This is a genomic window from Novosphingobium sp. (assembly GCF_040398825.1).
Lineage (GTDB): Bacteria > Pseudomonadota > Alphaproteobacteria > Sphingomonadales > Sphingomonadaceae > Novosphingobium.
Map to the genome: position 1 here is coordinate 96,232 of NZ_JBBATI010000002.1, position 12,986 is coordinate 109,217.

General features: G+C 61.4%; 13 protein-coding genes. 8 read left to right on the top strand and 5 right to left on the bottom strand.

All coding sequences use genetic code 11. The features are described from left to right. Position 1 precedes the first annotated feature (1 nt). The 3 genes from ABWP89_RS01800 to ABWP89_RS01810 all read left to right on the top strand — a co-directional run bounded on the left by ABWP89_RS01800 (position 2) and on the right by ABWP89_RS01810 (position 3,545). Positions 2 to 1,057 (top strand): amidohydrolase family protein, encoded by a 1,056-nt coding sequence (locus tag ABWP89_RS01800; protein WP_353226750.1) that lies wholly within the window; start codon positions 2 to 4, stop codon positions 1,055 to 1,057. Between the two features lie 5 nt (positions 1,058 to 1,062). After that, positions 1,063 to 2,667: an MFS transporter gene (locus ABWP89_RS01805; protein WP_353226751.1), complete on the top strand. Its 1,605-nt coding sequence runs from the start codon at positions 1,063 to 1,065 to the stop codon at positions 2,665 to 2,667. Positions 2,668 to 3,020: 353 nt separating this feature from the next. After that, on the top strand, positions 3,021 to 3,545 hold the full coding sequence (locus ABWP89_RS01810) for a hypothetical protein (RefSeq protein ID WP_353226753.1): 525 nt from the start codon (positions 3,021 to 3,023) through the stop codon (positions 3,543 to 3,545). 84 nt (positions 3,546 to 3,629) lie between these two features. Here ABWP89_RS01810 and ABWP89_RS01815 read toward each other — a convergent pair whose 3' ends face one another. Together ABWP89_RS01815 and ABWP89_RS01820 are read right to left on the bottom strand one after the other, a co-directional pair. Then, a complete protein-coding gene (locus tag ABWP89_RS01815; protein WP_353226755.1) occupies positions 3,630 to 4,130 on the bottom strand; it encodes a DUF3237 domain-containing protein in 501 nt (166 codons plus the stop codon). Further along, on the bottom strand, positions 4,102 to 5,571 hold the full coding sequence (locus ABWP89_RS01820) for a lignostilbene-alpha,beta-dioxygenase (RefSeq protein WP_353226757.1): 1,470 nt from the start codon (positions 5,569 to 5,571) through the stop codon (positions 4,102 to 4,104). Before ABWP89_RS01820 ends, ABWP89_RS01815 begins: the two co-directional genes overlap by 29 nt. A 58-nt stretch (positions 5,572 to 5,629) precedes the next feature. Between ABWP89_RS01820 and ABWP89_RS01825 the strand changes: the two genes are divergently transcribed. Both ABWP89_RS01825 and yghU read left to right on the top strand, forming a co-directional pair. Continuing rightward, a complete protein-coding gene (locus ABWP89_RS01825; RefSeq protein ID WP_353226758.1) occupies positions 5,630 to 6,103 on the top strand; it encodes a Saro_0803 family transcriptional regulator in 474 nt (157 codons plus the stop codon). 90 nt (positions 6,104 to 6,193) lie between these two features. Beyond that, on the top strand, positions 6,194 to 7,099 hold the full coding sequence (gene yghU, locus ABWP89_RS01830) for a glutathione-dependent disulfide-bond oxidoreductase (RefSeq protein WP_353226759.1): 906 nt from the start codon (positions 6,194 to 6,196) through the stop codon (positions 7,097 to 7,099). A gap of 12 nt (positions 7,100 to 7,111) precedes the next feature. Here yghU and ABWP89_RS01835 read toward each other — a convergent pair whose 3' ends face one another. Continuing rightward, positions 7,112 to 8,026 carry an SDR family oxidoreductase gene (locus ABWP89_RS01835; RefSeq protein ID WP_353226761.1) on the bottom strand — a complete coding sequence of 305 codons (915 nt, stop codon included), beginning with the start codon at positions 8,024 to 8,026 and terminating at the stop codon, positions 7,112 to 7,114. A gap of 120 nt (positions 8,027 to 8,146) precedes the next feature. On the opposite strand from ABWP89_RS01835, the gene ABWP89_RS01840 reads away from it, so the two are divergent. Further along, positions 8,147 to 8,866 (top strand): nuclear transport factor 2 family protein, encoded by a 720-nt coding sequence (locus ABWP89_RS01840; RefSeq protein WP_353226762.1) that lies wholly within the window; start codon positions 8,147 to 8,149, stop codon positions 8,864 to 8,866. 1 nt (position 8,867) lies between these two features. On the opposite strand, the gene ABWP89_RS01845 is transcribed toward ABWP89_RS01840, so the two are convergent. Both ABWP89_RS01845 and ABWP89_RS01850 read right to left on the bottom strand, forming a co-directional pair. After that, a complete protein-coding gene (locus ABWP89_RS01845) occupies positions 8,868 to 9,374 on the bottom strand; it encodes a MarR family winged helix-turn-helix transcriptional regulator (RefSeq protein WP_353226763.1) in 507 nt (168 codons plus the stop codon). Positions 9,375 to 9,472: 98 nt separating this feature from the next. Further along, a complete protein-coding gene (locus ABWP89_RS01850; protein ID WP_353226765.1) occupies positions 9,473 to 10,603 on the bottom strand; it encodes a cobalamin-independent methionine synthase II family protein in 1,131 nt (376 codons plus the stop codon). 121 nt (positions 10,604 to 10,724) lie between these two features. Between ABWP89_RS01850 and desA the strand changes: the two genes are divergently transcribed. After that, a complete protein-coding gene (gene desA / locus ABWP89_RS01855) occupies positions 10,725 to 12,128 on the top strand; it encodes a syringate O-demethylase (protein WP_353226767.1) in 1,404 nt (467 codons plus the stop codon). A gap of 125 nt (positions 12,129 to 12,253) precedes the next feature. Then, positions 12,254 to 12,964: a nuclear transport factor 2 family protein gene (locus tag ABWP89_RS01860; protein WP_353226768.1), complete on the top strand. Its 711-nt coding sequence runs from the start codon at positions 12,254 to 12,256 to the stop codon at positions 12,962 to 12,964. The last annotated feature ends 22 nt before the right edge of the window (positions 12,965 to 12,986 follow it).

A 12,986-nucleotide genomic window follows, 5' to 3' on the forward strand; every position in this document is an offset into this window, starting at 1 on the left:
GATGACAAACGATCTGAAAACCGGCGGCGCCCATGGCTATTTGCGCATCGCCACCGAAGAGGCGTTTGCCACGCGCGAACAGATCGACGTGTTTCTGCGCATGATCCGCGATGGCCAGGCCGATCAGGGCATGGTGTCGCTCTGGGGCTTTTACGCGCAATCGCCATCCGAACGCGCGACACAGATCATGGACCGGCTGCTCGATCTGGGGGACCAGCGGATTGCGCATATGGATGCAACCGGCATCGACAAGGCCATTCTGGCGCTGACCTCGCCCGGGGTGCAACCCATGCTCGATGTGGCGGAGGCAAAGCGCATTGCCGCCGCTGCCAACGACCAGCTCGCCGCCGCCTGCGCGCGCTATCCCGACCGGTTCATCGGGCTGACCGCGGTCGCGCCGCAGGACCCGGACTGGTCAGCTGCCGAAATCCGCCGGGGTGCGACCGAACTCGGCTTCAAAGGGGTGCAGATCAACAGCCACACGCAGGGGCGTTATCTGGATGATCCGTTCTTTGATCCGATCTTTCGCGCGCTGGTGGACATGGATCAGCCATTGTACATCCACCCCGCCACCCCGCCCGACAGCATGATCGGGCCGATGCTGGAGGCGGGGCTGGATGGCGCGATATTCGGCTTTGGCGTCGAAACCGGCATGCATCTGCTGCGCCTGATCACCATCGGCATTTTCGACCGCTATCCCACCTTGCAGATCATGGTCGGGCATATGGGTGAAGCGCTGCCCTATTGGCTCTATCGGCTGGATTACATGCACCAGGCCGGGGTGCGGTCGAACCGCTATGAACGGATGAAACCGCTCAACAAGACCATCGCCGAATATTTCAAATCGAACGTGCTGGTCACCTGCAGCGGCATGGCGTGGGAACCGGCGGTGCGGTTCTGCCAGCAGGTGATGGGGGATGATCGCGTGCTGTATGCGATGGATTATCCCTATCAATATGTTGCCGACGAAGTGCGTGCGATGGATGCGATGGATATCAGCGCCGAAGCGAAAAAGCGGTTTTTCCAGAGCAACGCCGAACGCTGGTTCAAATTGTGATTGGCGTGCCGGCACGGCCGCGGCGCGATGCGTGGATCTGCCTGGGGCTGGTGGGCGCAATGCAGTGCCTGGCCATGCTCGATCGCAATATTCTGGCGATCCTCAACCCGCGCATAAAGGCCGATCTGCATATCGGCGATGCCGAAATGGGGCTGTTGTACGGCACGGTGTTTGCGCTGTTCTATGCGGTGTTTTCGCTGCCATTGGGACGCCTGGCCGATGGCTGGCGGCGCGGCTGGTTGCTGGCGATCTGTATCGTGCTGTGGTCGCTGGCCACGGGGATGGCCGGGTTTGCCAGCGGGTTTGCCATGCTGGCAATATCGCGGCTGGGCGTCGGCATTGGCGAAGCGGCGGTGCAACCAGCCGGCACCAGCTTGGTGTTCGACTGTTTCCCCAAAAGCCGGCGGGGGCTGGCGCTGGCGGTGATGGGTGCCATGCTGGCGGCGGGCCTGGGGTTGTCGTCGGTGCTGGGCGGGATGGCGGCCGATGGCTGGGACCATGCGTTCGGGCCGGGACACCTGGCGCCGCTGGGGCTGAAAGGCTGGCAGTTCGCATTTGTGCTGGCGGCCCTGCCCGGCGTGCCGCTGGCGATCCTGCTGGCGCTGATGCGCGAACCGGTGCGCGGCCAAAGCGACGGGATCGTCAGCCGGGTTGATCCGGCGCCGTTTCGTGCAAGCCTGGCGGTGCTGGTCGCGGTGCTGCCGCTGGGCGTGTGGTGGACTTTGGCGCGGGCAAAAGCGGGATCGCGCGTGATCGCGCGCAATGCGCTCGCGCTGGTGGCGATATCCGTCGTCATGGTCGCGCTGGCGCACTTTTGCGCAGGCCTGTCCCCGCGCCCGCCGCTGCATCTGCTGGGGCTGACGATCGATCCGCATGCCCTGCAATGGACGATCGTGGGCATCGGCGGGTATGTCGTGGTCAATTTCCTGCAATCGCTGCGGCTGGCCGATGCGCCGACGCATGCGGTGATCATGGGGTCGCCCGCATTGTGGCTATGCCTGTTTGTCGGCGCGTTGCAGACCACCATCAATTACGGGGTGATGGGCTTTACCCCGGCGTTCCTGATGAAAACCTGGCACCTGAGCGCGGGCGACGTCGGGCTGAAATTCGGGTTGCTGTCGGCGGCGATCGGCATGATCGGGCCGATGATTTCGGGGCCATTGTCGGACTGGCTGGCGGCGCGCCATGGCGCCGGCGGGCGGGTGATGCTGGTGGCCCTGTCGCTCGGGGTATCGCCGTTTGTGGCGATGGCGGTCTACACCTCGCCCGATCCGGCAACGTTTTACCTGCGTTTCACGCTGTACAGCGTGATCCTGACAATGTGGCTGCCGCCGCTTTATGCCGTGCTGTACGAACAAGTGCTGCCGCGCATGCGCGGGCAGACCGCGGCACTGTATATCCTGCTGATGACCATTCTGGGGCTGGGTATCGGGCCATACTGGGTGGGCATGGTGGCGGACCGCACCCATGGCAACCTGGGCACGGCGATCCTGTCGGTCAACGGACTGTCACCGGTGATCGTGATCGCGCTACTGGCACTGTGGCGCCGCGCAGACCGTGATGCGGCGGGGGCGCTGGGCCGGGCATGTGCGGCGGGGGAATTGGTTTAGGGAAATAAGGCATTGCGATAATTAGATTTTCTTCGTCATTCCTGCGAACGCAGGAATCCAGTTCGACGGTTCCAACTGGATTACACTCGGTGCACTCCTTTCCCCACCTTCGCGGGATAGACACGGTTATTTGGTTTAGTTTACCACAAAAACCCAGCCCCCCTTAAGTGGCGTCACAAAGGCAGACCGCATCCACGCCATGCACGTAGTTAGCCGAATGGCGGGGCTACGATTGTGCCACCTTTTATGATAAATTTTATATAAATTTTATATCATGTATTGAATTAATGGTTGTATAATGTATATCGACCTTGGCAACCCGCCTCTGGGCTTGCGCAAGGAATGTTACCGCCATGCCTGAAGTTGCACTGTTTTTCACCGCCAAGAGCGTCGAGCGAATTCTGGCCGACGGCGGCACTTCGTCGTGGCGGCTAGATCGAAAACACGCACGGAAGTGCGCTTTTGCGATCTGTACCCGAAATGCCTACGCCGAATGGGTGGAAGGTCCTGAGGCACACCACTCTGCCTTTCTAATCGGGAAGGTCAGGGATGTGGTGCCGACAAACGATCCCGACAGCGACATGAAAAACCGCTATCTCGTTCAGTTCAGCGAATATGCGTTGGTCGCAATCCCGGAGGTTTGGAAAGGTGATCGAAATCCGGTTCGCTACGCTGACATGGACGAACTCGGCATTGAGCTGGCAGATTTGGTCTGGCAACCTATGCCAGCCGTGTTGACTGACATTAGCGAGCGATACGAAGTGCCGAAGCACATCATCGACGTCGTTCAACCACTTACCATGAATGACGCCAAAAAAGGGCTGGCCCTTATGTTTGGAGTCTCCCCCGAGGCCATCGAAATAACAATCCGTGGATAGGGGTAACGCTCAGCCCACCGGGTCGATTCCGGTTGCAACCACCGAACTGGATTCCTGCGTTCGCAGGAATGACGAACGGTGTGGCTACGTCACCCGCCACACCCACAGCCGGATGCCCAATGGATAGCGCGCGCCGGCGCACACAAAGATCGACCGGTTCAGCCAATCGTACGCCCCGTTCGGTGCGATGAATTCGGGCACGGTGCGGAAATAGTATTCGGCCGGGTCGACCGCTTCGCCCGCTGCCAGCCGCGCCATCACCTCGGGCGGGCCGTGGCGCAGGCCCCGGTTGCGGATCTGGATCACCACGCCGTCGTCGGTTTCAATGGCATAGAGCGCGTCGGCAACCGTCACGCCATCGGCGCGGGTCAATTGCCAATCGGCCGAATTGCCGATCAGCCGCCCTGTGATGCGCGGCCCTTCGACACGGCCGCCACCGACGATCGGAATGATGCGGCGCGTGCCATCATAGGTCGCGCCAATCTGGCGCGGCGGTTCCAGATCGCCGTGCGCCTCGTAAACAAATTCCAATCCCGGCTGAATCATCGCAGTTCGATCATGCCGCCAGCCCGATCGCATCGGCATTGACCCAGTTTCCGTGCAGGCCAAAGCGCAACCGGATCGGGATATGCACGGTCGCCACCGGGCCCTTGGCGATGTCGAGCGCGTCAAAGATCAGCAGATCGCTGCGCGCTTCGTCCAGCCGGTTGCACACTTGCACGATCCAGCCATCGCCCTCGCCCGCATCGGCACTGCGGGGGACAAAGCACGGTTCCTGCAGGCTGCTGACCGGTCCGCACCACCAGTGCTGTTCGGCGCCGGTAACCAGGTCCTTGTGGAACAGGCAATTCATCAGCAGGCCCCCGGCACTGCCGCCGCGCATTTCCACGGCACGCGCCATATCCATTTCCAGAAACCAGCCATGACGGGTTTTAAGCCCGGTAAAGCGGTCATCGATGCGCGGGAATTCGGCCGCGGTGTCGGACAGGCGGTTGACCGCGGCAAAGCTGTCGTCGTTGCTGGACAGATCAACCACCCATTCGGTCGGGTGGCTCATCGCCTCACGCGGGTTGAACGGCGCGCCGTGCACATCGGGAAAGAACGGGAACATGTTGTTCTTGGCTTCGCAGGTCAGGAAATGCACTTTGCTGCCATCCTGCCAGGCGTTGAGCACATGGCTGGCAAAGCAGTTGTCGCGTTTGAACCAGCGGATATCGGCGTCGGTCACCCCGTCACGGCGCGGGATCACCCCCAGATAGACCGGCAGCGTCGTATCGAACCCGAAATGCGGCTGGCCCGCTTCCAGCCGTTCCCAGCTGCCGATCGATGGCACAATGTGCACCACCAGATAGTCCCGGGTGATGCCGAAATCGTGCATCATGCAATAATAGGGCACCTTGAACCACACTTCGCGGATCAGCGTACCGTCGGGCGCAACCTCCATATACGTCACATCATCGGTGCACAGGCCGCTGGCGGCATAACCGATCGCCACCATGTTGCCACTGGCAGGGTCGATTTTGGGGTGCGCGGTAAACGTCTGGCCGGTCATCGCCCCGCCAAACTTTTCAAAACCCAGCGTTTCCATGCTGACCGGGTCCATCAGCAGCGCGGGGCTGTCCTCTTTCATCGCCCACAGCTTGCCGGCAAAGATGAACGCATTGGTGTTGGCGGTCGAACGCACTTCGCCGCCAACCTGCGGCAGATCGGTCAGCGGGTTGCGGTAATTGCCAAACAACGCCTGGCCGGCGGCATGTTCCAGTTCCCATTTGCGCGTTTTGGCCCAGCGCTGTCGGAAATCGACCTGGCCATCGTGAATGTGAAACCGGGTGATCATGCCATCGCCGTTGAACGCGATGTCATCGTTGTGCAAAGGAGGGAATTGCGGATCGGGCTGAACACGGTAGAACGCGCCGGACAATCCGGCCGGGATCACACCTTCGTGTGCCAGATCGGCAATATCGGCTTCGATCCGCGATGGCGTGTTGAAACCGGTAAAGGCGGGTGTCTGTGGGAAATGGGCCATCGACATCGCTCTCATTTGTTATAGTACGTTATGCTTACAATCCCCCAGGGACACGAGAATGGCAAGACCAAAAGAGATCCTTGTACCGACCACCCCGCATGTCGACGGGTATGAAGATATCGGCGAAATCCGGTCGATCGTGGGGTTTCATATCCGGCTGGCACATGGTGCGGTCTATCGCCATTTTACCGAAACGTTTTCTGATATCGAATTGACGCAGAAACAGGTTTCGGTGCTGTGGCTGATCGACGATCATGCCGATATTGCCCAGACCGATCTGGCCCACCGCATGCGCATGGACCGCGCCACGACCATGGCGATTGTCAACCGGTTGCAGGATCGCGGCTATCTGGTGCGCGGTGCATCGCTGACCGACCGGCGCAAACAGACGCTGCATCTGACCGATGCCGGGCGCGCCGCACTGGTCAGCGCCAAGGATGCCATTGGCGAACACGAACGCTGGCTGAAATCGCGTTTCACCGACAAGGAAGTGGAATCGCTGATCGAAATGCTGGCGCGCATCCACGAATAGAATTGGCACCCCGTCGCGGGCTTGCAATGCAAGTACGGCAAAGCCATTTTCAGCGCAACGCGATCCCTCTCAAAAATCAAGGATACGATCATGGCCAATGGTGACCCCGCCGACAACCTGCCTGCCGGCTATGTTCCCGCCGCCGTGTGGACCTTTGATCAGCCATCGGGCGGGACCTTTGCCAATATCAATCGCCCGGTGTCGGGGGCCACGCATGACAAAGTGCTGCCGGTGGGCAAACATCCCATGCAGCTTTATTCGCTGGGCACGCCCAATGGCGTCAAAGTGACGATCATGCTCGAAGAACTGCTCGCCAAGGGGCATAGCGGCGCCGAATACGACGCCTGGCTGATCAACATCGGCCAGGGTGACCAGTTTTCCAGCGGGTTTGTCGATATCAACCCCAATTCAAAAATCCCGGCGATGGCCGACCATTCGTTCGACCCGCCGGTGCATCTGTTCGAATCCGGCTCGATCGTGTTTTACCTCGCTGAAAAGTTCGGCGAATTTCTGCCCACCGACACGCGTGGCCGGGCCGCGGTGATGAACTGGCTGATGTGGCAGATGGGCAGCGCGCCATACCTGGGCGGCGGGTTCGGGCATTTCTATGCCTATGCGCCGATCAAGATCGAATATGCCATCAACCGCTTTACGATGGAAACCAAGCGGTTGATGCACGTGCTCGACACGCAGCTGGGCAAGACCGAATATGTTGCGGGCAATGATTACACCATCGCCGACATCGCCAACTTTACCTGGTTTGGCAGCATGATGCGCGATGCCTATAGCGCGCAGGAATTTCTGGCGACGCACGAATATTCCAACCTGTCGCGGTGGGTCGATCTGATCGCCGCGCGCCCGGCGGTGCAGCGCGGGCGCATGGTCAATCGCCCGTTTGGCGAACCCGCCAGCCAGCTGAAAGAACGCCACGACGCCAGCGATTTTGAACACAACACCGAAGACAAAGTGCAGGCACGCGGCGGCACGCGAGTGTAATGATCGCGGCGGTTACGTCAGGTCGCTGATTCCGATCCGCGATCCGGCCAACGCGGCGCGGTTGGCATCGCGCCGCAGCGCTTCGATATGCGCGCGCCCGGCGGGTATCGCCTCATCGGGCAGCGCGGCCAGCAGCTCGGCGGCGATCGCTTCGAAATCTTCGCGATGGTCGGGGTGGGTCAGGATCAGCGGGTGGTTTGCGATCATGCCGCGCAGGGTTTTCCGGCCCACCTCCAGCGCGTCCATGCCCAGATCGAACGCCGTGCCGAACTGCGCCAGCTCGGCCGCATCGACCGCCGGGAAACCTGACCCGGCGAACTGCTCCGGGCGTTTCAGCGCGCTGTCCCACGCATTGCTTTGGGTAAGACCGGGACACAGCAGCGACACGCCGATGTCATAAGGAATCAGGTTGTAACGCAGGCTTTCGGTCAGGCCGCGCACCGCAAATTTGCTGGCGGTATAGATGCCCGCCTGTGGCCCGGCGCAGAATGCCGCCATCGATGCGACATTGATCACATGGCGCGGGCCGGTCAGCGCCTTCATCCCTGGCAGCATCGCCACGAGCGCGTTGGCAACCCCGCCGAAATTGACCCCCATGATCCAGTCATAATCGTCATGCGTGGCGCAATCAGTCGGCCCGAACACGCTGATCCCGGCGTTGTTGACCAGGATGTGTACCGGGCCAAGCGATGCGGCCAGATCGGCCCAGCGCGCGCGATCGGTCACGTCCAGCCGTTCAAACCGCGGCACGGGCAGGCCCTGATCGGCAAACCACTGCGCGGTGGTTTCACGATGTGCCGCGTTGCGCCAGGTCAGCACCAGATCGATCCCCGCCAGCGCAAACGCGCGGGCAATGCCAAAACCGATGCCCGATACCCCGCCGGTGATCAGCGCGGTGCGCCCGCGAAACCGGTCTGCCTGCGTCATATCGATTTGTCCTTTACCGTTTTAACGCTCGCCATACATTCTATCATTTGTTAGCAATACATATCAAATGATCCGGGCAACGCGCAAGCCCGGGCACAAACGCATGACGGGAGATATGCGATGGGTGATCTGGATACCCGCCTGGCCGCGCTGGAAGCGCGCGTCGATGAACTGGAAGACCTGAACGCCATCCGCCGCCTGCAGATGGCCTATGGCTATTACATCGATTACAACCGACCCGAAGAGACCGCTGCGCTGTTTTCACGCGACGGCGCGGTCGTATTCCTGTCGGGCGAATACCGCGGCCACGCCGGCATCATGCGGTTGTATGGCACGTGGTTCCAGAATCTGTTCACCGGTGGCCGTCGTGGCCCGGTCGACGGGCTGCTGCTTGATCATTTCCAGCTGCAGGATGTGATCACCGTGGCGCCCGACCGGCAGACCGCCAAAGGCCGGTTTCGCGGGCTGTTGGCCGGGGGCTGGCACCAGAGCGCGATTGGCAACAAGCCCGACGGCGTGCCGCAGCAGTTCTGGGAGGCGGGCCTGTATGAAAACGATTATGTACGCGAAGACGGGGTTTGGAAAATCCGCCGGCTGGATTACCTGATGCAATGGCAGGCCGATTACGAAACCGGCTGGGCAAACACCATCGCGCATCTGCAACCCGCGCAAGTGTGCTATCCCGAAAACCCGATCGGGCCAGACGTGATCCTGCCCGGCCAGGACTTGCGCGAAACCTGGCCACACCGGCAGGAAGTGGCGATGAGTTTTGCCCACCCGGTGCTGGGCGCGGCGTTCGTGCGCGGTGATTTCACCAAATTGCAGGGCCAATGGCCGTGAATTACCCGTCCTGATCGGGCTTTGCCAGCTTCACTTCGGCGTGGTGTTCGCGGATCCAGGTGATCAGCCGGGCGTTGACCTTGTCGGTCAGGCTGGCGAGCTGGGCGCGCTGGCGCGTGGTCAGCGTACCCAGCACCGCATCGGCCACCACATCGAAATAGGGCTGCGTGCGGCGATAGGCTTCGTGGCCGGCCTCGCTCAGCCGCACCGGGCGGCGGCGGCGGTTGTCGGGATCAATCGCATCCTCGATCCAGCCGCGTTCGTGCAAGGTTGCAATCGCCCGGCTGACGTTCATTGCCGGCAGGCCGGTAATTTCCACCAGGTCATGCCCGGCCAGTTCGCCTTCGCCCGCCAACGGCATAATCACGCGCAATTCGTTCGCGCTTATCTCCGCCGGGTCACACACGCCGTCGCGCATCGGCCCCGAAATAAAGCTGCCCAGTTTGAGCAGATTGATCAGCAGTTGTGCGGGCTCGGGTACCGGCTTTGCGGCGGATGGTTCATTCATGGAGTGAACGTTTAGCCACTCCACGGCATGGCTGGCAAGGGGGCGAGCCCATCCCTTTTTTGCATCACTTGTTAGTTTTACGCTTTAGGGGGCGCGAATTATGCCCCCAACCGCGCCGCCGCGATATCCGCGCCCTGGCGCAGCGCTGTCAGCTTTTTCCAGGTCACCGCCGGGTCAATCTTGCCATAACCGGCAAACGTGCCGAACCCGCAATCGGTTGACGCCACCACGCGATCCGCGCCAACGATCGCGGCAAAGCGTTCAATCCGCTGCGCCACCAGTTCGGGGTGTTCGACATAGTTTGAACAGGTGTCGATCAGCCCGGGGGCCAGCACTTTGGTGTCGGGGATGTCGGCATCGGCCCACACCTTCCATTCGTGTTCGTGGCGGGGATTGGCGGCCTCAAACAGCACGGTGGATGGCCGCGCGCCCAGGATCACATCGATCACACGTTCCAGCGGGATATCGTGATCGTGCGGCCCTTCGTAATTGCCCCAGCAGATGTGCATGCGCAGCCGTTCGGGCGGCAGATTGGCGGTGGCGGCGTTCAGCGCCTCGACATTGGCGGCCGCGATCGCCACGAATTCCGCTTCCGACAGATCCTGGTACCCGGTGTGGCGCGACATCGCGAGATCGGGGCAATCAAGCTGCAGATCGAACCCGGCCGCGACAATCGCCTCATATTCCGGGCGCATCGCGTCGACCAGATCGGCCAGATAGGCCTCATGGCTCGGGTAGAACTGGTTGGGCTGAAACGCGGTGATCAGCCCGGGTGAGGCCGCATTCATGAACCCGCGCGTGTTCTTGCCCTCCAGCGCGGCGGCAAAGCGGCGGATATCGTCAATTGCGGGTTGCAGATTGACCAGTTTGACCGGGCCGATGCAGGCAGCGCGCACAAATTCCTGATCGCCCATCACTGCCGCCAGCTTGCGCCGGAAATCGGGCAACGGCGCCAGATCGAGCGCGGGCTTGCGCGGGACATCGCCGCCAAAACCCGACAGGCGCTCGGTCATATAGGTGGAATAGCCGACCTTACCCAGTTCGCCATCGCTGACCATGGTGACCCCGGCGGCAATCTGCAAATTGACGGCTTCGTCCACCGCAGCGGCCACCACGCGGTCGAATTCCGCCGCATCATAGGCCTCTCCATGGTCGCGCGCGAGCAGCAGGGGGACCAGCGCGTCCCCGCGCGGCAGGCTGCCAACATGCGTCGTTGCGATTGTGCCCATGAGCAAATGTTCCTCTCGAGTTTTTTCAATCTTGCAATTTGTATGTATTACTAACAAAAAGACGACGAAGCGCAAGCGTCCAACCGGCGCGGCGCAGGCAGATTCTGGGAGAGTGCAGACCATGACCAAAAACCTCGAAGCGATCCTGGCCGATCTGGGCCACAGCCCGTCCGCCGTGGTGGACATGCTGCGCAACCAGCAGGTCGGGCCCAACGCCTATCCCGGCGTGCCGGCCGAATACACCAACTGGCGCGACGAACAGCGCGCGTGGAACGAAACCTGCGTGCTGTTCAACCAGAGCTATCACATGGCCGAACTGATGGTCGAGGGGCCAGGCGCGTTCGATTTTCTGCTGGGGCTTGGCATCAACAGTTTCAAAGGGTTCATCCCCGATCGCGCCAAGCAATATGTGCCGGTCACCGCCTATGGCCATGTCATCGGCGATGTCATCCTGTTCTATCTGGCACCCGAAAAGTTCAACCTGGTCGGCCGTGCGCCGACGCTGAACTGGCTGATGTTTCATGGTCAGGGCCGCGATGACGTCACGCTGACCTATGATGAACGCACCGCCGCGCGCCCCGATCCCGAAAATCGCCGCCATTACCGGTTCCAGTTGCAGGGGCCGAATGCCGCCGCGGTGCTGACCGATGCGATGGGTTCAACCGCGCCCGATCTGAAATTCTTTCACATGACCTGGATCGAAATTGCCGGAAAACAGGTGCACGCCCTGCGTCACGGCATGGCCGGGCAGCCGGGCTATGAGCTGATGGGGCCGTTTGCAGACCACGACGCGATCCATGCTGCGCTGACCGCGGCGGGGGCAAACCATGGCCTGGCGCTGGTGGGTGGACGCACCTATTCGTCCAACACGCTGGAATCCGGGTGGATTCCGTCGCCCCTGCCCGGCATCTATACCGGCGAAGCGAACCGCCCTTATCGCGAATGGCTGTCGGCCAACCATTATGAATCGCGCTGTTCGGTCGGCGGCAGCTATGTGCCCGACAGCGTCGAAGGGTATTACACCACGCCGTGGGACCTGGGCTATGGCGCGTTTGTAAAGTTCGACCACGATTTCATCGGGCGTGAGGCGCTGGAAAAGATCGCCGCCGGTCCGCATCGCAAAAAGGTGACGCTGGCGCTGGACGACGAAGCCGTGACCGAGGCGATCTTTGGCCAGTTTGGCAACAATGGCCTGCGCCCGAAATTCATGGAATTCCCCAGCGCAGTCTATGCCATGCACCCGTTCGACCGGGTTGAACGCGACGGGCAGCTGATCGGGCTTTCGACCTGGATCGGCTATACCACCAATTACGGCAAGATGGTCACGCTGGCGATGGTCGACCCCGAACATGCCGAGCCGGGCACCGAAATCGACCTGGTGTGGGGCGAACCCGATGGCGGCACCAGCAAACCGACGGTGGAAAAGCACCGCCAGATCCGCATTCGTGGCGTGGTCGCGCCGGTGCCCTATTCCGAAGTGGCGCGCACCGCCTATGCCCCCAGCTGGCGCACCCAGCAAAAGTGACAAAGTTGTGGCCGGGCCCCCTCGCCCGGCCACATCACGGCTTGCCTTTGATCAGCCGCCACCATATGGTTCGATCATAACAAATGGTACGATGCCCTGGCATCGATAACCGGAAGAGGAAGCCCATGACTGACGTAGCGGCGCTGGTGGCGCGGATCGAACGGCTGGAACACGAACTGGCGATCCAGCAGGACATCGAAATGATCCGCAAGGTGCAATACACCTACGGCTATTTCATCGACAAATCGCAATACAATGAAACGGTGGACCTGTTTGCCGAAGATGGCGAAGTCTGGTTCCTGGGTGGCATCTATCGCGGCAAGGCCGGGGTGCGCCGGTTGTATATCGAACGTTTTCAAAAGACTTTTACCGGCGGCCACAATGGTCCGCGCTATGGCTGGCTGCTCGATCACCCGCAATTGCAGATGGTGATCGATGTCGCCCCCGACCGCCAGACCGCCACCGTGCGCGGCCGGTCGATGATGCAGGCCGGCCTGCACGAAACTGCCGAGGGCAACCAGCGCGCGTGGTGGGAAGGCGGCATCTATGACAACCGCTATGTGCGCGAAAATGGCGTGTGGAAAATCGCCCGGCTGGGCTATTTTCCGTTCTGGCATGGCACCTTTGCCGATGGCTGGGCCAAGACGCCGATCGACTATATCCCGTTCACCAAAGTCGCCTATCCCGAAGACCCGCTTGGCCCCGACGCGTTTGTCGACCCGCCAACGCGGCTGTGGCCGGCAACCGACATCGTCCCCTTCCCCTATCCGCATCCGGTAACCGGTGAACCGATCGTGTGTGACAACACCCGCGCGCGCGAAGGATTCAAGGATTAGGGCGGGCTGAATCCCAACATAC